Source organism: Streptomyces sp. NPDC050439 (genome assembly GCF_040655335.1).
GTDB lineage: Bacteria > Actinomycetota > Actinomycetes > Streptomycetales > Streptomycetaceae > Streptomyces.
The window spans coordinates 435,880-455,512 of record NZ_JBFAJT010000006.1 but is presented as its reverse complement, the minus strand read 5'-3'; the positions used below and the strand labels follow the sequence as shown (position 1 = coordinate 455,512).

14 protein-coding genes and 1 pseudogene are annotated in these 19,633 nt (G+C 69.7%); 8 read left to right on the top strand and 7 right to left on the bottom strand.

What is annotated here, in order from left to right; translation table 11 throughout:
- Positions 1-56: 56 nt before the first annotated feature.
- Positions 57-2,654 carry an ATP-dependent chaperone ClpB gene (gene clpB / locus AB0I66_RS26610; protein WP_363210452.1) on the bottom strand — a complete coding sequence of 866 codons (2,598 nt, stop codon included), beginning with the start codon at positions 2,652-2,654 and terminating at the stop codon, positions 57-59.
- Between the two features lie 153 nt (positions 2,655-2,807).
- Between clpB and AB0I66_RS26605 the strand changes: the two genes are divergently transcribed.
- The gene (locus tag AB0I66_RS26605) at positions 2,808-3,236 is read left to right on the top strand and encodes a pyridoxamine 5'-phosphate oxidase family protein (RefSeq protein ID WP_363210451.1); all 429 of its coding nucleotides are present in this window, start codon (positions 2,808-2,810) and stop codon (positions 3,234-3,236) included.
- Between the two features lie 123 nt (positions 3,237-3,359).
- On the opposite strand, the gene AB0I66_RS26600 is transcribed toward AB0I66_RS26605, so the two are convergent.
- Positions 3,360-3,734, bottom strand: coding sequence for a hypothetical protein (locus AB0I66_RS26600; protein ID WP_363210450.1), 375 nt, complete (start codon positions 3,732-3,734; stop codon positions 3,360-3,362).
- 304 nt (positions 3,735-4,038) lie between these two features.
- Between AB0I66_RS26600 and AB0I66_RS26595 the strand changes: the two genes are divergently transcribed.
- Both AB0I66_RS26595 and AB0I66_RS26590 read left to right on the top strand, forming a co-directional pair.
- Entirely contained in the window at positions 4,039-5,022 is a 984-nt protein-coding gene (locus AB0I66_RS26595) for a helix-turn-helix transcriptional regulator (protein WP_363210449.1), read from the top strand.
- Between the two features lie 68 nt (positions 5,023-5,090).
- Positions 5,091-5,714 (top strand): annotated as a pseudogene (locus AB0I66_RS26590) (helix-turn-helix transcriptional regulator); the annotation flags it as partial.
- Positions 5,715-5,727: 13 nt separating this feature from the next.
- Here the strand turns inward: AB0I66_RS26590 and AB0I66_RS26585 are convergent.
- The 5 genes from AB0I66_RS26585 to dnaK form a co-directional block, all read right to left on the bottom strand.
- Positions 5,728-6,231: a hypothetical protein gene (locus AB0I66_RS26585; protein WP_363210448.1), complete on the bottom strand. Its 504-nt coding sequence runs from the start codon at positions 6,229-6,231 to the stop codon at positions 5,728-5,730.
- A gap of 99 nt (positions 6,232-6,330) precedes the next feature.
- Complete coding sequence (locus AB0I66_RS26580) at positions 6,331-6,795, bottom strand: helix-turn-helix domain-containing protein (RefSeq protein WP_363210447.1); 465 nt, start codon at positions 6,793-6,795, stop codon at positions 6,331-6,333.
- 1 nt (position 6,796) lies between these two features.
- Positions 6,797-8,005, bottom strand: coding sequence for a molecular chaperone DnaJ (gene dnaJ / locus AB0I66_RS26575; RefSeq protein ID WP_363210446.1), 1,209 nt, complete (start codon positions 8,003-8,005; stop codon positions 6,797-6,799).
- Positions 8,006-8,046: 41 nt separating this feature from the next.
- Positions 8,047-8,787, bottom strand: a complete 741-nt coding sequence (gene grpE, locus AB0I66_RS26570) for a nucleotide exchange factor GrpE (protein WP_363210445.1) — start codon at positions 8,785-8,787, stop codon at positions 8,047-8,049.
- Positions 8,784-10,658 (bottom strand): molecular chaperone DnaK, encoded by a 1,875-nt coding sequence (gene dnaK / locus AB0I66_RS26565; protein WP_363210444.1) that lies wholly within the window; start codon positions 10,656-10,658, stop codon positions 8,784-8,786. Before dnaK ends, grpE begins: the two co-directional genes overlap by 4 nt.
- A 276-nt stretch (positions 10,659-10,934) precedes the next feature.
- Here dnaK and AB0I66_RS26560 point away from each other — a divergent pair, with 276 nt between their 5' ends.
- From AB0I66_RS26560 to AB0I66_RS26540, 5 genes are all read left to right on the top strand, one after another.
- Positions 10,935-13,220 (top strand): (Fe-S)-binding protein, encoded by a 2,286-nt coding sequence (locus AB0I66_RS26560; RefSeq protein WP_363210443.1) that lies wholly within the window; start codon positions 10,935-10,937, stop codon positions 13,218-13,220.
- Positions 13,221-13,412: 192 nt separating this feature from the next.
- A complete protein-coding gene (locus AB0I66_RS26555; protein WP_363210442.1) occupies positions 13,413-14,741 on the top strand; it encodes a VCBS repeat-containing protein in 1,329 nt (442 codons plus the stop codon).
- 121 nt (positions 14,742-14,862) lie between these two features.
- Complete coding sequence (locus tag AB0I66_RS26550) at positions 14,863-16,236, top strand: FG-GAP repeat protein (protein WP_363210441.1); 1,374 nt, start codon at positions 14,863-14,865, stop codon at positions 16,234-16,236.
- Between the two features lie 279 nt (positions 16,237-16,515).
- Complete coding sequence (locus AB0I66_RS26545) at positions 16,516-18,009, top strand: FG-GAP repeat protein (RefSeq protein ID WP_363210674.1); 1,494 nt, start codon at positions 16,516-16,518, stop codon at positions 18,007-18,009.
- A 79-nt stretch (positions 18,010-18,088) separates the two neighbouring features.
- The gene (locus tag AB0I66_RS26540) at positions 18,089-19,519 is read left to right on the top strand and encodes an integrin-like protein (RefSeq protein WP_363210440.1); all 1,431 of its coding nucleotides are present in this window, start codon (positions 18,089-18,091) and stop codon (positions 19,517-19,519) included.
- Positions 19,520-19,633 lie beyond the last annotated feature (114 nt).

The window sequence follows — 19,633 nt, the reverse complement described above, 5'->3', positions numbered from 1 at the left end:
CCATCCTGCCCCATGTCGGGCGGGGGCCCGCAACCCCCGCCCCAGATGTGTCCGGGTTATGTCGTCCCGCGTGCCGCGGGACCGACGATCAGACCGTCCTCGAAGGTGTCCACGCGGACGGTGTCCCCGTCCTTCACCTCGCCCGAGAGGATCTCCTTGGCGAGCCGGTCACCGATGGACGTCTGGATGAGACGCCGCAGCGGCCGCGCGCCGTACGCCGGGTCGTTGCCCTCGTCCGCCAGCCACGCCAGCGCCTCCGGGGAGACGTCCAGCGTGAGTCGCCGCTCGGCGAGCCTCTTCGCGAGGCGGTCGATCTGCAGCTTGGCGATGTGCGCGAGCTCGTCCTTGTCGAGCGCGGAGAACACCACGAGGTCGTCGAGCCGGTTCAGGAACTCCGGCTTGAAAGAGGACCGTACGACGTCCAGGACCTGCTGCTTCTTCTCCTCGGGCGAGGTCGTCGGCTCGACCAGATACTGGCTGCCGAGGTTCGAGGTCAGGACGAGGATGGTGTTGCGGAAGTCCACCGTCCGGCCTTGTCCGTCGGTGAGGCGGCCGTCGTCGAGCACCTGGAGCAGGACGTCGAAGACCTCCGGGTGCGCCTTCTCCACCTCGTCGAGCAGCACCACGCTGTACGGGCGCCGCCGCACCGCCTCTGTGAGCTGGCCGCCCTCCTCGTAGCCGACGTACCCGGGCGGGGCGCCGACAAGGCGGGCCACGCTGTGCTTCTCGCCGTACTCGCTCATGTCGATGCGGACCATGGCGCGCTCGTCGTCGAAGAGGAAGTCCGCGAGGGCCTTCGCCAGCTCGGTCTTGCCGACGCCGGTCGGGCCGAGGAAGAGGAAGGAGCCGGTGGGGCGGTCGGGGTCGGCGATCCCGGCCCGCGTGCGGCGCACGGCGTCGGACACCGCGCGCACGGCCTCGGTCTGGCCGATGAGCCGCTTGCCGAGCTCGTCCTCCATGCGGAGCAGCTTCTGCGTCTCGCCCTCGAGGAGCCGCCCGGCGGGGATACCCGTCCAGGCGCCGACGACGTCGGCGATGTCGTCGGGGCCGACCTCCTCCTTGACCATGGTGTCCTTGGAGACCTCCTCCTCGGCCTCGGAGGCGACCTCCAGGTCGTGTTCGAGGGTGGGGATCTCGCCGTAGAGCAGCTTGCTCGCGGTGTCGAAGTCGCCGTCGCGCTGGGCGCGTTCGGCCTGGCCGCGCAGCTCGTCGAGCTTCTCCTTCAGCTCACCGACGCGGTTGAGGGACTGCTTCTCCTTGTCCCAGCGCGCGTTGAGCCCGCGCAGCTCCTCCTCCTTGTCGGCGAGGTCGCGCCGCAGCCTTTCGAGGCGCTCCTTGCTCGCGGGGTCGGTCTCCTTGCTGAGCGCGAGCTCCTCCATCTTCAGGCGGTCGACGGAGCGCTGGAGTTCGTCGATCTCCAGGGGGGAGGAGTCGATCTCCATGCGCAGCCGGGAGGCCGCCTCGTCGACGAGGTCGATGGCCTTGTCGGGCAGGAAGCGCGAGGTGATGTACCGGTCGGAGAGCGCGGCGGCGGCGACGAGGGCGCTGTCGGCGATCTGAACCTTGTGATGGGCCTCGTAGCGCCCCTTGAGCCCGCGGAGGATCGCGATGGAGTCCTCGACGGTGGGCTCGTCGACGAGCACCTGCTGGAAGCGGCGCTCCAGGGCGGGGTCCTTCTCGATCCGCTCGCGGTACTCGTCGAGGGTGGTGGCGCCGACCATCCGCAGCTCGCCGCGGGCGAGCATGGGCTTGAGCATGTTGCCGGCGTCCATGGCGGAGTCGCCGCCCGCACCGGCCCCTACGACGGTGTGCAGCTCGTCGATGAAGGTGATGATCTGCCCGTCGCTCTCCTTGATCTCGGAGAGGACGGTCTTGAGGCGCTCCTCGAACTCACCGCGGTACTTCGCACCCGCGACCATGGCGCCCAGGTCGAGGGAGACGAGGCGCTTGTTCTTCAGCGACTCGGGGACGTCGCCCTTCACGATGCGCTGCGCGAGCCCCTCGACGACGGCGGTCTTGCCGACGCCGGGTTCGCCGATGAGGACGGGGTTGTTCTTCGTGCGCCGGGACAGGACCTGCACGACGCGCCGGATCTCCTGATCCCGCCCGATGACGGGGTCGAGCTTGCCTTCCCTGGCGGCAGCGGTGAAGTCGGTGCCGAACTTCTCCAGGGCCTTGTACTGACCCTCCGGGTCCGGTGTGGTCACCCGACGTCCTCCCCTTGCCTTCTCGAACGCGTCGAGCAGTTTCTTGGCGGTGGCCCCGTGCTTGCCCAGGACCTCGGCGGCGGGGCCGCCCTTGGCGGCGATGCCGATCAGCAGATGTTCGGTGGAGAGGTAATCATCGCCCAGCTCCTTGGCCCGCTGTGAGGCGTCGGCGATGACCGCGAGCAGGTCGCGGTTGGGCTGCGGCGGCGCGACGGTGGAACCCGTGACGCTGGGCAGGCCGCTCAGCGCCCGTTCGGCGTCGGCACGGACGGCGGCCTGGTCGGCCTCGACCGCGGCGAGCAGGTCGGTGATGTTCTCGTTGTCCTGCCCCTCCAGCAGCGCGAGCAGCAGATGCGCGGGGGTCAGGTCGGGATGCCCGTCCTTCACGGCCAGGCTGCTGGCCGCGTTGATCGCGTCCCGGCTCCTGTTGGTCAGCTCGGCGTCCACGGGTGTCGTCTCCTCCTTGCGATCCGTATGTCCGGCGGGTCTCCCGTCCCACCTGACTTAAACAGCGTACATAAAGTTGAGTCTATTCCACTCAAGGGGAGTCGAGGGAGGTCGACGGAGGAGCTGGGCGTCCGAGCGGTTAGGTTCCCGTACATGGCCATGGACCCACATCACCCGACCCCCGCCTACCTCAGCTTCTGGCGTGAACGGCATCTCTGCACGCTGACGACGCCACGCCCCGACGGCACGCCGCACGTGGTGCCGGTCGGCGTGACGTACGACCCGGAGGCGGGGGTGGCCCGCGTGCTCGCGAGCAGGACGAGCGCGAAGGTCCGCCACATCCTGGCGGCGGAGGGCCCGGACGGGGCAGGGGCGCGGGTGGCGGTCTGCCAGGTCGACGGGCGGCGCTGGGCGACGCTGGAGGGGCACGCGCGCGTGCGCGTGGAGGCGGCGGAGATCGCGGAGGGCGAGCGTCGCTACGAGGAGCGGTACGGGCATCCGCCGCGGCCGAATCCGCGCCGGGCCGTCATCGAGATCACGCTGACGCGGGCGATGGGCCAGAAGGCCCTGCTCACCCCCTGAACCCCCTGAACCCCGCCCCCGGAACTCCCCGCACACACCACAGCGGCGCCACCGTGTTCAGGTCCACGGTGGCGCCGCTGCTGGGGGAAGCACCTGCGCGATGTACAACGACGGGGGATCGCGTCAGGCGCTGCGGGGGGTGGCTGTGATGGCTCTTGTAGTGGTGGGGCTCTGCTGGTCCTGCTGCTGCCGGCCGCCCGGCTGCCCCGGCTCACCGACCAGCTGGTGATCGCGCCGGTCAAGATTGACGAAGACCATCCCGTACCGGATGGCGCACCGCACGGGCTGGGGGGCTCCACGCGGCTTGCGGAGGCACCGGTAGGCCCGGATCTCCTCCTCGTCGTCCCGGGTGACGACCACGGGCTCACCGAGAAGCGTGACCATCAAGGAGTCGCCGGCGTGGGGTATCGCGGTGGCGAGATCGATGAAGTGCCAGCCGGATCGGTAGGCAGTGGCCATTTCTCGGCGGAAGGTGCGGTCGTCGGGAGGGGTGCTCATGCTCCGCCCCCTGCCGGCGCCACGCCCCAGACGAGATCCCCGGGCAAGGCCGAAACGGAAGTCGCCTTCGCGGGCGCGGACCCCCAGACGAGATCACACGTACTCACCGCGCCCAGGGCCAGCCCTGCGGAGAAGGTGGCGACAAGCACCGAGCGAAGCATGCGCTTAAACATGGTCGGCTTCGTCCTCACTTGGTAGGTTCCTCTCCCCCGGCTCAACAAGACGATGTCTCAATTCAGCACGTCAAAGCCACAGGGTGGATGCATCATGTTCCTGCACGTTCAGGACCCTGGGGGGTGGAGATTTGCTTACAACAGGCGCAATACCGACACATCCTCACCCCGCAACCCCCCTTTGCGCCGAGGGTTCGGAGCTGTATGCCACTGCTCTGCGTACGGGTCGACTGACGCGGGCCGAGGCCGAGAAGGTTCCCTGCCTAGTGGAATCCGGGCTCGTGCACCCGGACCCCGACGACGCGGACTGGCTGCGTCCCGTCCCGCCGTCCGCCGCGCTCGCCCAGCGCCTCCACCCCATCGAGCGCGAAATTCAGGAACGGCGAAGGATCGCCGTTGAACTAACCGATGCCTTCGAGCCATTCATGGCGATCACCTCGCGGATGGAACCCACCACCCAGGGGTTCACCGTGCTGGAAGGCGACACCCGCATCGGCGCGGCCATCGAGAGGGCCACAGCCGAGTGCCGTTCGGAGATCCTCACGATCCAGCCGGGCGGCGGACGCAGCGAGAACGTGCTCAATCTGGCGATGAAGCGCGGGCAGACCGTCATCGACCGCGGCATCACCATGCGCACCCTCTACCAGCACACCGTCAGGCACAGCCAGGGAACGCTGGCCTACGCGGCGCGGATGGCCCAGGGAAACGTCGAGGTACGGACGCTGGAGGAGCTGGTCGACCGGCTCATGATCTTCGACCGCACCGTCGCCCTGATCCCCGCGCACACCCGTCAGGACGCGGCCCTGGAGCTGCGTCACCCCGGCCTGATCGAGTACCTCGCCAAGGTCTTCGAGCAACTCTGGGACCGGGCCACTCCCCTGGTCGACGACGTGCCCTACGCGCCGCCCACCAACGGCATCACCGGCGTTCAGCGCACCATCGCCAGAATGCTCATCGAGGGGCACGTCGACGAGGCGATCGCCCGGCGCCTCGGCATGAACGTCCGCACGTGCCGCGCCCACATCGCCAAGATCGCCGCCGCCCTGGGCAGCGGCAGCCGGGCCCAGCTCGGCTATCTGATCGCCCAGTCCGGAATCCTGGAAAAGGAGCACTGAGAGTGATGGCGGAAGGCGCGGTCCTCCCGACGAGCGCGCCCATCATCACGGAGCTGCGGGGAATCCCCCGGATCGACGAAGCCGTCGGCCGGGCCGTGGAAGCGGCCACCCGGGAAGTGCTCACCGTCCAGCCCGGCGGAGGCCGCCCTCCCGAAGTGCTGGAGGCCATCCTGCCGCGCGAGCAGGCCCTGCTCAGCCGGGGCTGCCGGATGCGGACGCTCTACCAGCACACGACGCGTCACTCGCTGCCGGCGCTCGCCCATTTCGAACAGCTCGAAGGGGACGTCGAGGTACGCACCCTCGACGAGGTCACCGAGCGGCTCTTCGTCTTCGACCGGACCGTGGCGTTCATTCCCGCGAGCAAAGACCGCAGTCTCGCCCTGGAACTGCGCCACCCCGCCGTGGTCGACTACCTCGCCACGACCTTCGACCGCCTCTGGCGCCTGGCCACCCCCATGTGGCCCCAGGCGGCCCCGGAGCCCGCGGAGAACGGCATCACCGCCCGGCAGAGGGCCATCGCCGCCTTCCTCACCGAGGGGCTGACCGACGCCGAGATCTCGGCGCGTCTCGGCATGAACGTGCGCACCACGCGCCTTCACATCGCAAAGCTCGCCGCCCTCCTCGGAAGCGAGAGCCGGGCGCAACTCGGCTACCTCATAGGCCGTTCAGGCATCCTCGACCCGCAGAAGTGACGCCCTCAGCCCTTCAGGACCCCGTCCAAGCCCGCAGCAGCCCCTCGCGCTCCGCGAGCCGTGGGGTGCCGCCCTCGTGGCGTCTACCCCACTCCGCCATCGCCGCCAGCGTGGTCCGCAGGGTCGCCTCGCCCTGCGTCATGTGGGTCAGGAGTGACTGGGACAGGTCGTGTTCCGTCTGTGAGTAGCCCGATGCCGCCGCCGTGTAGACCGTCAGGTCCGTTTCGTCTTCCTCGCCCGTGATCCGCAGCGTCATCGTCGGGGCCTCGTCCTCCCCTCCCAGGCCGAGGGTCAGTGCCATGTCCACCAGAACGCCCACCCGGCGCTTCATGGACGTCACGGGGACGTCCCGCGCCGCCAAGGCGTGGACGTCCTCCCAGAGCCACAGTCCCGACTGCTTGTCGCCCAGCGCCACCACGCCCTCCGGCGTCAGCCGCACCCCCGCCGCGAGGCCCGACGGCTTCGCTCCCACGTACACATCGCCCTCGGCGATCCAGAACAGGCCCACCATGGCCATCGTCAGCTCAACTCCCCCGGTACGGACGGTAGAACAGCGCGCAGGGGCCGGGAGGTCCTGCCTCCCGGCCCCTGCGCGTCACATGACTAACAGGTGCGGCTACTGCTCCGTCGTCCTCTTGGGACGCCACACCACCAGCGCGCTCGCCTGCTGCACGTCCTGGTACGGGACCAGGTCGCGGCGGTACGACGCGTGGACCGCCGCCTCGCGCTGCTGCATCGCGGCAGCCGCGCCCTCCACGGCGCTGGACAGCTCCACCACTCTCGCCTGCAGCGCCGCGACCTGGTTCTCCAGCTCGATGATGCGCTTGATGCCGGCGAGGTTGATGCCCTCTTCCTGCGACAACTGCTGCACCGTGCGCAGCAGTTCGATGTCGCGGGCGGAGTAGCGGCGGCCACGGCCCGCCGTGCGGTCCGGGGAGACCAGACCGAGGCGGTCGTACTGCCGCAGGGTCTGCGGGTGGAGGCCCGAAAGCTGGGCGGCCACCGAGATGACGTAGACCGGCGTCTCGTCGGTCAGTTGGTACGCCCGCCCGAAATTGGACTGTCGACGACGGCCGTCCATCTCATGCTCCCTTCGCGGCCTGGAACAGTTCTGCCCGCGGATCGTCGTCCGCAGTCGCCTCGCGGTACGTCTCCAGGGCTTCCCTCGCCGCGTCGGAGAGCTCGGTCGGGACCGATACCTCCACCGTCACCAGCAAGTCGCCCCGCGAGCCGTCCTTGCGGACCGCGCCCTTGCCCCGCGCCCGCATCGTACGACCGTTGGGGGTGCCCGGAGGCAGCTTCAGGGTGACCGGCGGGCCGCCCAGGGTGGGGACCTTCACCTCGCCGCCCAGTGCCGCCTCGGCGAACGTCACCGGCACCGTCACCGTCAGGTTGTCGCCCTTGCGGCCGAAGACCGGGTGGGTGTCGACGTGCACGACGACGTACAGGTCGCCCGCCGGGCCGCCCCGTTCACCGGGGCCGCCCTTTCCGCGCAGCCGGATCCGCTGGCCGTCCGAGACGCCCGCCGGAATCCGCACCTGCATCGTGCGCGACGACTTCGCCCGGCCGGAGCCCTTGCAGACCTCGCAGGCGTCCTGGGCGATGAGCCCACGGCCCTTGCAGTCCACGCAGGGGTCGGTCAGGGAGAAACCGCCGCCGCCGCCCCGCGTGACCTGGCCCGTGCCGACGCAGGTCGGGCACACGCGCGGTGTGCCGTTCTTGTCGCCGGTGCCGGAACAGGCCTTGCAGGGCGCCTGGGAGGACATCCGGAGCGGGACCGTGGCCCCGTCCACCGCCTCCGTGAAACTCAGCGTGACCTCGGACTCGATGTCCTGGCCGCGCCGGGGCTGCGTACGCGTGCCCGCGCCGCCCGCGCCCGTGCCGCCTCGGTTGAACAGGCCCCCGAAGACGTCACCCAGGCCGCCCCCGAAGCCGCCGCCGGCGCCGCTCGCTCCACCGCCGCCCGGGGCGCCGCCTCCGAAGAGGTCGCCCAGGTCGAAGTTGAACGAACCGCCGCCGCCCGCGCCTCCGGGACCGGCCCTGAAGCCGCCGTTGCCGAAGAGAGCACGCGCTTCGTCGTACTCCTTGCGCTTCTTGGGGTCGCCGAGGACGTCATTCGCCTCGGAGATCTCCTTGAAGCGCTCCTCCGCCTTGGTGTTGCCCTTGTTGGCGTCCGGGTGGTTCTCGCGTGCGAGCTTCCGGTACGCCTTCTTGATCTCGGCTTCGGTGGCGTCCTTGGGGACGCCGAGGACCTTGTAGTAGTCCTTCTCGATGAAGTCCTTGGTGCTCATCCCCGACGTCCCTCCTCTCGCTTCACGACGATTCCGATGTGTCAGCCCTCGTCCGGGCCGCCACCGGTCTCCTTGTCCTCCGCCTTGTCGGCGGAGTCCGTGGATGCGGCGGTCTCGGAGTCGCCCTTGACCGTCTGCGCGCCCGGCTGCGGCTCGGCCACGGCCACCCGCGCGGGGCGGATGGTGCGCTCGCCGATGCGATACCCCGGCTGCAGGATCGCGACGCAGGTCGTCTCGGTGACGTCCGGTGCGTACGAGTGCATCAGGGCCTCGTGGATCGTCGGGTCGAAGGGCTCGCCCTCCTTGCCGAACTGCTGGAGGCCCATCTTCGCGACGACTGTCTCCAGCGCCTCGGCGACGGACTTGAAGCCGCCGACCAGCTCGCCGTGTTCACGGGCGCGGCCGACGTCGTCCAGGGTCGGCAGGAGCTCGGACAGGAGGTTCGCCGCGGCGATCTCCTTGACCGTGACCTTGTCCCGCTCCACACGACGGCGGTAGTTCTGATACTCCGCCTGCAGTCGCTGGAGGTCCGCCGTGCGCTCGCCGAGCGCCGTACGCACCTGGTCCAGCTGGGCGATCAGACCGACGTCCTGGGCGGACGGGCCGGACTGAGCCGACTGGCCCGACTGAGCGGATGCCTTGCTTGCGTCCCCGGCCGGGGCCGCCGTGCCCTCCTCGACGGAGGGCTCGGCGGCCTGCGGCGCCGCGTCATCAGGGGTGGCGCCGGAGGGGACGTCAGGCTGCTCGGCGTTGTCGCCGAAGCCCGGAGTCTCCTCGGTCATGCGGCGCCGCCCTTCGAGTCGCCGGGCTTCTCGTCGTCGACGATCTCGGCGTCGACGACGTCGTCGTCCTTGTCCTTGGACATGTTCGGGGCCTCGCCACCCTCGGCACCGGGGGCAGCGCCCTCGCCGCCGGCGGCCTGCGCGTCCGCGTACATGGCCTGGCCGAGCTTCTGCGAGACGGCCGCGACCTTCTCGGTGGCCGTGCGGATCTCCGCGGTGTCCTCGCCCTTGAGCTTTTCCTTCAGCTCTTCGACGGCGGACTCGACCTCGGTCTTCACGTCACCCGGAACCTTGTCCGCGTTGTCCGCGAGGAACTTCTCCGTCTGGTAGACGAGCTGCTCGCCCTGGTTGCGGGACTCGGCGGCCTCGCGGCGCTTGTGGTCCTCGTCCGCGTACTGCTCGGCCTCCTGGCGCATGCGGTCGACCTCGTCCTTCGGCAGCGAGGAGCCGCCGGTGACGGTCATCTTCTGCTCCTTGCCGGTGCCGAGGTCCTTGGCCGTCACGTGCATGATGCCGTTGGCGTCGATGTCGAAGGCGACCTCGATCTGCGGGACACCGCGCGGGGCGGGCGGCAGACCGGTGAGCTCGAACATCCCGAGCTTCTTGTTGTACGCCGCGATCTCGCGCTCGCCCTGGTAGACCTGGATCTGGACGGACGGCTGGTTGTCCTCGGCCGTCGTGAAGATCTCCGAGCGCTTGGTCGGGATCGTGGTGTTGCGCTCGATGAGCTTGGTCATGATCCCTCCCTTGGTCTCGATGCCGAGGGACAGCGGGGTGACGTCGAGGAGCAGGACGTCCTTGACCTCGCCCTTGAGGACACCGGCCTGCAGGGCGGCGCCGATGGCGACGACCTCGTCCGGGTTCACGCCCTTGTTGGCGTCCTGGCCGCCGGTCAGCTCCTTGACGAGCTCCGCGACGGCGGGCATACGGGTCGAGCCACCGACGAGAACGACGTGGTCGATCTCGGAGAGCTGGATGCCCGCGTCCTTGATGACGTTGTGGAACGGCGTCTTGCAGCGCTCCAGGAGGTCGGACGTGAGCTGCTGGAACTGGGCGCGCGTGAGCTTCTCGTCCAGGTGCAGCGGGCCCTCGGCGGACGCCGTGATGTAGGGCAGGTTGATCGTGGTCTCCGTGGAGGAGGACAGCTCGATCTTGGCCTTCTCGGCCGCCTCGCGCAGGCGCTGGAGCGCCATCTTGTCCTTGGAGAGGTCCACGCCGTGGCCGTTGTTGAACTGCTTGACCAGGTAGTCGACGACGCGCTGGTCCCAGTCGTCACCACCGAGGTGGTTGTCGCCGTTCGTGGCCTTCACCTCGACGACGCCGTCGCCGATCTCCAGGAGGGACACGTCGAAGGTGCCGCCACCGAGGTCGAAGACGAGGATCGTCTGGTCGTCCTTGTCGAGGCCGTACGCGAGAGCGGCGGCCGTCGGCTCGTTGACGATGCGCAGGACGTTCAGGCCCGCGATCTCGCCGGCCTCCTTCGTCGCCTGGCGCTCCGAGTCGTTGAAGTACGCCGGGACGGTGATGACCGCGTCGGCCACCTTCTCGCCCAGGTAGGACTCCGCGTCGCGCTTCAGCTTCTGCAGGATGAACGCCGAGATCTGCTGGGGGTTGAACCCCTTGTCGTCGATGTCCACCTTCCAGTCAGTGCCCATGTGGCGCTTGACCGAGCGGATGGTCCTGTCGACGTTCGTGACCGCCTGGCGCTTCGCGACCTCGCCGACAAGCACCTCGCCGTTCTTCGCGAAGGCGACGACGGACGGCGTGGTCCTGGCGCCCTCGGCGTTGGTGATGACGGTGGGCTCGCCGCCTTCAAGAACGCTGACGACAGAGTTAGTCGTGCCCAGGTCGATGCCGACCGCACGTGCCATTTCGGTTCCTCCAGATGTAACTCTTGAGTGGATCTGACTCAACAATGCATGACCGCTGCGCTTGCGTCAACAGAGCTGAGTCGAGGGGGCTCAACTCTTATCCAGCCCTTACGCGCAACAAGGCCCTGACAGGGCGCGACGCGGCAAGGGTTGCCTGAGCGACGCAGATCACCGCCCTGCTGGCTACAGTGCGGCTGAGTAAGTGGGTAGTCTCAGACGGACTGCATAAGTTACCGCTTAGTAATAGTTCGCCTCGCAGGCCCGAGGAGCCCCCAAATGCAACTCGCCGCGATCATCGTGTCGCTGGTCCTAATCGCGGTCGGCGTCGCGCTGTTCGGCCGTGCCATCGTGCAGATCTACCAGTACATGCGGCTCGGCCAGCCCGTTCCCGCCGGTACCCGCACCGATCAGCCCGTGCAGCGCACCGTCACCGTGGCCAGGGAGTTCCTCGGCCACACCCGCATGAACCGCTGGGGCGTCGTCGGCGTCGCGCACTGGTTCGTGGCGGTGGGCTTCTTCTCGCTCCTCCTCACCATCGTCAACGCCATCGGCCAGCTCTTCAAGGCCGACTGGATGCTGCCGATCATCGGTGAGTGGGCGCCGTACAACATGTTCGTCGAGTTCATCGGCACGATGACGATCGTCGGCATCCTGACGCTCATCGTCATCCGGCAGCTGAGCAAGCCCGACAACAATCCGGGCCGCAAGTCCCGGTTCGCGGGCTCCAAGAAGGGCCAGGCGTACTTCGTCGAGGCCGTCATCCTCATCGTCGGCATCTGCATCTTCACGCTGCACGCCCTCGAGGGTGCCCAGCACCACGTGGACAGCTACGAGGCGTCGTTCTTCATCTCGTACCCGTTCGTCTCGTGGTTCGGCGGCATGGATCTCTCCACGCTGCAGAACCTCACGTACTTCTTCGCCATGGTGAAGATCGCGACCTCGTTCATCTGGATGATCACCGTCGCGCTCAACACGAACATGGGCGTCGCCTGGCACCGTTTCCTCGCCTTCCCGAACATCTGGTTCAAGCGAGACGCGGACGGTTCCACGACCCTCGGCGAGCTGCAGCCCATGACGTCCGGCGGCAAGCCGATCGACTGGGAGGACCCGGCCGAGGACGCCGTCTTCGGAGTCAGCCAGGTCGAGCAGTTCTCCTGGAAGGGTCTCCTCGACTTCAGTACGTGCACCGAGTGCGGCCGCTGCCAGTCGCAGTGCCCCGCCTGGAACACCGGCAAGCCGCTCTCCCCGAAGCTCCTGATCATGTCGCTGCGCGACCACGCGCACGCCAAGGCCCCGTACCTCCTCGCGGGCGGCGGCAAGGACATGGAGGGCAACGAGAAGGCCACGGCCGAGCAGCTCAAGGACGTTCCCGCCGCCGCGATCGCGGAGGCCGAGCGCCCCCTCATCGGCACCGCCGAGGAGAACGGCGTCATCGACCCCGACGTCCTGTGGTCCTGCACCAGCTGCGGCGCCTGCGTCGAGCAGTGCCCGGTGGACATCGAGCACATCGACCACATCGTCGACATGCGCCGCTACCAGGTGATGATCGAGAGCGCGTTCCCGTCCGAGGCCGGGACGATGCTCAAGAACCTGGAGAAGAAGGGCAACCCCTGGGGCCTGGCCAAGAAGCAGCGTCTTGAGTGGCTCAAGGAGCTCGACTTCGAGGTGCCGGTCGTCGGCAAGGACATCGAGGACCTCACCGAGGTCGAGTACCTGTACTGGGTCGGCTGCGCCGGCTCCCTCGAAGACCGCGCCAAGAAGACCACCAAGGCCTTCGCGGAGCTGCTCCACATGGCGGGCGTCAAGTTCGCGATCATGGGCGGCGACGAGAAGTGCACCGGCGACTCCGCACGCCGCCTGGGCAACGAGCCGCTGTTCCAGCAGCTCGGCCAGGAGAACGTGATGGCGCTGAACATGGCGTTCGGCGAGGAGCTCGACGACGACGGCAAGGTCACGCCCGAGTCGGCCAAGCCGAAGACCGCGAAGAAGATCGTCGCGACCTGCCCGCACTGCCTCAACACGCTCGGCAACGAGTACCCGCAGCTCGGCGGCGACTACGAGGTCATCCACCACACGCAGCTGCTCCAGCACCTCATCGACGAGGGCAAGCTGATCCCGGTGACGCCCGTCGAGGGCCTCATCACCTACCACGACCCGTGCTACCTGGGCCGGCACAACAAGATCTACACGCCGCCGCGCGAGATCATGTCCGCCGTCCCCGGCCTGCGTCAGCAGGAGATGCACCGCCACAAGGAGCGCGGCTTCTGCTGCGGCGCGGGTGGCGCGCGGATGTGGATGGAGGAGCGGATCGGCAAGCGCATCAACACGGAACGCGTGGACGAGGCGCTCAGCCTCAACCCCGACATCGTGTCCACCGCCTGCCCGTTCTGCCTGGTGATGCTCACCGACTCCGTCAACGGCAAGAAGAACGACGGTGCCGCCAAGGAATCGCTCACGGTCGTGGACGTCGCGCAGTTGCTGCTCGACTCCGTGAAGACCCCGGTGGACCCCGCCGGTGAGGCCGAGACCGCGGACGAGCCGGAGCCCGAGCCGGTGAAGTAACGGCCCCTGGCGTACGCGAGGCCGGTTCCGCCCTCAGGGCGGGACCGGCCTTTCGTGTCCTGCGGAAGGGGGGCATCATGTGCTGGTTGTTGTCGGGTGGGGCGGTCGGGTCGGGAGTTGGGCATGCGGAGTGCCGGGATGCATGGCATACGTGGCGGCAGACGCGGTGGTGCCGCGAGGCGCCGGAGTGTCATGGGCACGGCAGCCGCCGTCAGCTGTGCGCTGCTGCTCGCCGGGTGCGGCGGCGGCGATGACGGGGCGGCCAGGCCCGACGCCCGGCACAAGCCCGTCAGCATGGCCGGCAAGGGCGCTCCCCAGCAGCCCGTCCCCCAGGGCAAGGGCAGCAAGGCCGACGACGACTTCAACGGGGACGGCGCACCCGACCTCGTACTGGACGACCTGGTGCACAGCGGCCACGGCGACGACGCGGGCATCGGTGTCGTCTACGGGTCGAAGAGCGGGCTGCGGCCCGGCGCGCGGCAGTTGCTGAGCGCGCGGACCAACGGTGCGCGTACAAAGGGCGAGTTGCCCGCCGCCTTCGAGTCCGAGGCCGCCTGCGACCTCGACAAGGACGGGTTCACCGACCTCCTTGTCTCCACCGACCCGCCCTACGACGGACAGGGCCAGCCGCCCGTGCCCCTTCAGATCCTCTTCGGCTCGCCCAAGGGCCTGTCGGGCAAGGCCGTCAAGGTGCAGGTGCCCAAGCAGTCCCGCATCGGCAACGACTGGTCCGACCAGCCGGTGTGCGGTGACTTCGACGGGGACGGCGCGAGCGACCTCGTCCTGCACGCGAGCGGCGCCCGGCTCACCTTCCTGCGCGGCCCCTTCAAGCGGACCGGCGCCCCGCGCGCCGCGGGCAAGCCCCTTGCCGCGCCCGGCAACGACCTAGTGACCGGCAAGGCCGTGGACGTCGACCGGGACGGCTACGACGACGTCCTCGTCCGCAAGGCGGCGAACGCGTCCGGCGCCGCCGCCGGAGCCCTCGTCCTGGGCGGCCCGAAGGGGCCCGTCGAGACCGGGGTGCTCTTCCCCGCGGGCACGGACACGGCGTTCGGGCGCTTCGGCAGGGGCAAGGGCACGGACGCCGCCGTCGCGGGCCCGAACGGCGTCGCCCTGCGCTACGACGTGCCCGGCACCCTGCGGTCCACGATGGAGGCCAGGAACGTGGCCGTGGACACGGGTGACCTCGACGGGGACGGCCTGAGCGAGCTCGTCCTGAGCGGCGGTGGCAGCGGCAGCGGGGGCGCCGCAGGCGAGGTGCGGGTCTTCAGAGGACGTACGACGGGGCTCGACAAGAACGCGTCGAGGCTGGTCAATCCGTCCGCGAAGGGGACCACACAGGTCCTCGCCATCGCGGACTTCGACGGGGACAAGCGGGCCGATCTCGTGCTGCGGACGTATCGCGGGGACGGGGAGGACACGGTGGGGGTGTACCCGGGCGTGCGGGACAACCTGGTCTCGGGCAAGCCGCGCGTGACCTTCTCCACCGCGGAGTTCCTGGCGCTGGGGGACGGGGGCTGAGGGGTCCGGCGTTCACCCGCCGGACGCCTGGCCTCCCCCGTCGCACAACCATTCGTACGCCCCGCATGTCACACCCCCGGAAGCAGTCCTCCACGCAGTCCTCCACTCCCGGGAGTCCCACGTGCGCGTACGTAATCTGGCCATCGCCGCGAGCGTCGCGGCCCTCGCCGCCACGGGTCTGACGCTGCCCCTCGCGGGCACGGCGAGCGCCGCGTCCACGCTCAAGGACGACTACAACGGCGACGGTTACCGCGACCTGGCCGTCGGGACGTCCCGCTCCAACTCCGTCACCGTGACGTTCGGTTCGGCCTCCGGTCTCTCCGAGGGCCGCTCCGTGACCGTCACCCAGGACACGGCCGGAGTGCCCGGAGTCATGGAGGACGAGGACGAGTTCGGCGAGAACGTCACCAGCGGCGACACGAACGGCGACGGCTACGCCGACCTGATCGTCGGCGCCCCCGGCGAGCAGGTCGAGGGCAAGCCCTCCGGCTCCGTCACCGTCATCAAGGGCGGCAAGAACGCCTTCACTTCCGGCGGGCACGTCCTGAACGCCCCCGAGGACACCGCAGGACGCTTCGGCGAGGCCACCACCTGGAGCGACTTCGACGACGACGGTGCGCCCCAGCTGGCCGTGATCAGCGGCGACAACTGGTGGTACTACTCCGGTGCGCAGGGCCAGTCGTTCGGCCTGGAGGTCGACTTCATCCCCGAGGGCGCCCATCTGGACGGCATGGTCTCGGGCAACTTCAAGCGCAAGGACGGCATCGGCCTCGTCCTGTACGGGGAGCGCGCGGACGGCGGCGCCTGGACCGCGCACATGAACGGCGGCGCCGGCGACTACGGCTACCAGGCCGAGATCCTCGGCGAGGGCGCCGACCCGACGGCCACCCGCGACGCCGCCGCCACCGGCGATGTCAACGGCGACGGTTACGCCGACCTGGTCACCGGCAACCCCCGTGACGCCAAGGGCGGTTCGGTCACCGTGCGGTTCGGCGGCAACGGCAAGTTCGGCGCCCCCGTGACGTACGACCAGTCCTCCAGCGGCATCCCCGGCGCCGACGAGGCGGACGACGGCTTCGGCTGGTCCGTGGCCGCGGGTGACGTCACGGGCGACGGCCTCGCGGACCTCGCGGTGGGCGCGCCCGGCGAGGAGGTCGGCACGGTGGACGGCACCGGCAGCGTGACGCTCCTGAAGTCCGGCGCGGGCACCTTCGCCTCGGGCAAGGCCTGGCACCAGGAGACCGCGGGCGTACCCGGTGTCGCCGAGGCGGGCGACAGCTTCGGCGCGTCCGTACGCCTCAAGGACATCAACAGGAACGGCAAGGCGGACCTGGCCACCGGCGCGATCGGCGAGGACATCGGCACGAAGGTGGACGTCGGCGCCGTGTGGGTCCTGCGCGGCACGACGACGGGCCTGACGTCGTCGTACGCGGCGTCCTTCAACGGCACGGACTTCGGCCTCGGCGCATCGAGCTTCGGCGAGACGCTGCGCTGAGGGACGCGGGCGGAGCTGAGGGACGCCGGCGGACAGGAAGGGTGGAACCGCCCGAACCCCCCTATCGCCGCCGCAACACCCACACCACCCACACCACCCACACCATCCCCAACACCCCCAACACCCGTACCCCATACAACCCTTGCCCCCTTCCGTGAGTCTCCCGTTCGCCAACAAGGCGTGACGCCAGGGCCAAGGCCCGGCAAACACGCCTTGTCGGCACCCCATCGACTGCGGATGTCCGCCAGACATCCCCGCATGCAGCAGGAGACCAACGGAATGGCCAAGCACAAGCGCACTTCCCCGCTCGCCCGATCCAGACGCGGCCGCCTCGCGGCGGCCACGGCCACGGCCGCCGCGCTGACGGGCGGACTCCTCACTCTCACGGCCACCACGGCGACCGCCGCGCCCGCCGCGCCCGCCGCGGCCACCCAGCCGGACGACGCCGACTTCAACGGCGACGGCGCGGCCGACCTCGCCACTTCCGCCGCGGGCGCCACCGTCGGCGGCAAGGACAGCGCGGGTCAGGTCGTCGTCACGTACGGCGGCGCCGAGCAGCGCCACGTCACCTACAGCCAGAACAGCGCGGGCGTGCCCGGCACCGCCGAGAAGGGCGACGTCTTCGGCGCCGACACCGCGTACGGGGACTTCGACGGCGACGGCTACGACGACCTCGCCGTCGGCGCTCTCGGCGAGGATGTCGGCTCGGACGTCGACGGCGGCACGGTCCAGGTCCTGTGGGGCTCCCCGAGCGGTCTGTCCGGCGGCGCCACGATCAAGGACCCGCGGCCCACCAAGCACGACCTCTTCGGCGGCCCCCTCCAGGCGGGTGACTTCGACGGCGACGGCAAGGACGACCTCGCCGTCGGCTCCTCGTCGGGCGCCGCCACCATCGACATCCTCGACGGCGGGATCTCCCGCAGCGGCGCCACCGGCGGCCGCTACACCGTGCTTCCGCCCATCCACAGCGGCGAGGACGGGGGCCCCTTCAACCTGCACTCCGGGGACGTCAACGGCGACGGCAAGGACGACCTGATCGTCAACGGCTTCTCCACCGCCGACGACTACAACGCCAACCTCTGGCTGCCGGGCAGTGCGAACGGCGTCACCACGAACGGCGTCCAGCGGCTGCCCGCCGGCCACATCACCGACGTGGGTGACACGGACGGCGACGGTTACGGCGACGTCATCATCGGCCTCACCTGGGACGAAGGCATCGCGGGCGCCAACAAGGGCGGCACGGTGTACGTGGTGAAGGGCAACGCGAACGGCCCGTACGGCGACAGCCAGGCCATCACGCAGGACACGGCGGGTGTCCCGGGCGGCAGCGAGAACGGCGACTCGTTCGGCGCGGAGCTGGACCTCGGCGACATCAACGGCGACGGCCACCTCGACCTCGTGGCGAGCTCCCCCGGCGAGGACCTGGAGGGCGTCTCCGACGCGGGCTCGATCACCGTCATCTACGGGGCGGCGGACGGCTCCGGCCTCTCCACGCAGGATTCCGTGCTCTACAGCCAGAACACCCCCGGCGTCCCCAACTCCAACGAGAAGAACGACTTCTTCGGGTCGGACGTCCACATCGACGACCTGAACGCGGACGGCCGGGGCGATGTCTCCGTCGGCGCTTACGGCGAGAACGGCTCCAACGGCGCGGTCTACGTCCTGGACTCCCTCCCGGACGGCTCCCTCGCGGGCACCTCGGGCGTCTACACGTCCACGGTCGGCGTCTCCTCGGCGGGCACCCCCCGCTTCGGCGCCAACTTCGCGGACTGACCCCGCCCTTCTCTCCCCCCTCTCAATACACCGGGCCCGCACCCCTCCGTGCGGGCCCGGCCCTTCCCCCGGAGCTTCCGTGCGCATACGCACCTTCGTCCTGGCCGCATCCCTGGCAACCACCGGCCTCCTGTCCCTGCCCGCCACCACGGCGGTAGCGGCCCCCGCCAAACACACCGACGACTTCAACGGCGACGGCTATCGGGACCTCGCCGTGGGCATGCCGGAGAAGACCATCGGAGGCAAGAAGCGCGCCGGAGCCGTTCTGGTGACCTTCGGCTCGGCCTCCGGGCTCACGGACAAGCGGGTGTACGTCACCCAGAACTCGGCCGGTGTTCCCGGCGACGCGGAGACGGAGGACCTGTTCGGGGCGGAGCTCTCCAGCGGCGATCTGGACGGCGACGGATACGCCGACCTGCTCGTCACCAGTGAGGGCGAGAGCGTCGGCGACCTCTCCCTTCGAGGTGCCGTCACCGTCCTGTGGGGCGGCCCCAAGCCCCTCGGCAGCGGCACGAACCTCGCCGACCCGGGCGCCTACGACCAACAGTTCTTCGGTTCCGACACCGCGGTCGGCGACTTTGTGGGCGACGCCGCACCCGAGGTGGTGGTCGCGGACGCGTCAGGTCTCTGGCTGCTCGACGGGGCTTTCAGCCGTACGTCACTTCCGGTACCGGTGCCGATGGACACCCGCGGAAGCAACAACCAAGTGGGCTGGGGCACGTTGGCGGTAGGAAACTTCTCGGGCGGCGGCAAGGACGAGCTCGCCGTCACCGTTCCCGGCACGACCGTGATCTATGGCAGCGGTCCGACGGGCGAGGCCTCGGAGTTCTACGACCGCGCGGCCCTCGCGGGCGGAACCACCTCGGCGGCAGGCGACTTGAACGGCGACGGCTGTGACGACCTCGCCGTGGCCCTGGCGAGTCCGGACCTGAACGGCAACGGCGTCACGGACCCGAGCCGCAAGGCGGGCTACGTCATGGTTTTCCACGGCGTCGAGGAAGCCGACGCCACCGGCGGGCTCAGCCGCACCCGCCACACCTACCACCAGGGCACCGCAGGCATCCCGGGTGACAATGAGGCCGGCGACCAGTTCGGCGCCGACCTCTCCATCGCCGATGTCACCGGAGACGGCCGTGCGGAGCTCGCGGTAGGTGTCTCGTACGAGACCCTGGACGGCCGCACCCGCGCCGGCGACGTCCTGGTGCTGCGCGGCGCCGCCACCGGCGTGACCACGTCCGGCGCGAAGCGCTTCTCGCAGAACACCGCGGGGGTGCCGGGCGCCGCGGAGTCGAACGACGAGTTCGGCGCGCAGGTCCGGCTCGCCGACTTCGACCGCGACGGCAAGGCCGATCTCGCTGCGACGGCTCCGTACGAGGACTCCGGGAGCGGCGCGGTCTGGCAGCTGCACGGGGCAGGCGCGAGTCTCTCGACGTCCGGGGCCGACGTCTTCAGCGCGGCGGACTACGGCCTCGCGGCCCGATCGCAACTGGGCGACGCGGTCAATGAGTGAGGAGCGACCGGGGCGTGTGCGCAGGGCAACCCTTGCCCAACCCCAGATGTCACACAGGTGAACCAGAGCAGCTGACTCGCCTTGTTCGGTCTTCCGCCAACTCCGCGCACCCAT

Bases quoted from the DNA above. Each gene is read 5' to 3' on its own strand.
- AB0I66_RS26605 (WP_363210451.1), top strand. From the start codon at position 2,808: ATGGCCATGGACCCACATCACCCGACCCCCGCCTACCTCAGCTTCTGG.
- AB0I66_RS26600 (WP_363210450.1), bottom strand. From the start codon at position 3,734: ATGAGCACCCCTCCCGACGACCGCACCTTCCGCCGAGAAATGGCCACT.
- AB0I66_RS26585 (WP_363210448.1), bottom strand. From the start codon at position 6,231: ATGGCCATGGTGGGCCTGTTCTGGATCGCCGAGGGCGATGTGTACGTG.
- AB0I66_RS26580 (WP_363210447.1), bottom strand. From the start codon at position 6,795: ATGGACGGCCGTCGTCGACAGTCCAATTTCGGGCGGGCGTACCAACTG.
- dnaJ (WP_363210446.1), bottom strand. From the start codon at position 8,005: ATGAGCACCAAGGACTTCATCGAGAAGGACTACTACAAGGTCCTCGGC.
- grpE (WP_363210445.1), bottom strand. From the start codon at position 8,787: ATGACCGAGGAGACTCCGGGCTTCGGCGACAACGCCGAGCAGCCTGAC.
- dnaK (WP_363210444.1), bottom strand. From the start codon at position 10,658: ATGGCACGTGCGGTCGGCATCGACCTGGGCACGACTAACTCTGTCGTC.
- AB0I66_RS26560 (WP_363210443.1), top strand. From the start codon at position 10,935: ATGCAACTCGCCGCGATCATCGTGTCGCTGGTCCTAATCGCGGTCGGC.
- AB0I66_RS26555 (WP_363210442.1), top strand. From the start codon at position 13,413: ATGGGCACGGCAGCCGCCGTCAGCTGTGCGCTGCTGCTCGCCGGGTGC.
- AB0I66_RS26545 (WP_363210674.1), top strand. From the start codon at position 16,516: ATGGCCAAGCACAAGCGCACTTCCCCGCTCGCCCGATCCAGACGCGGC.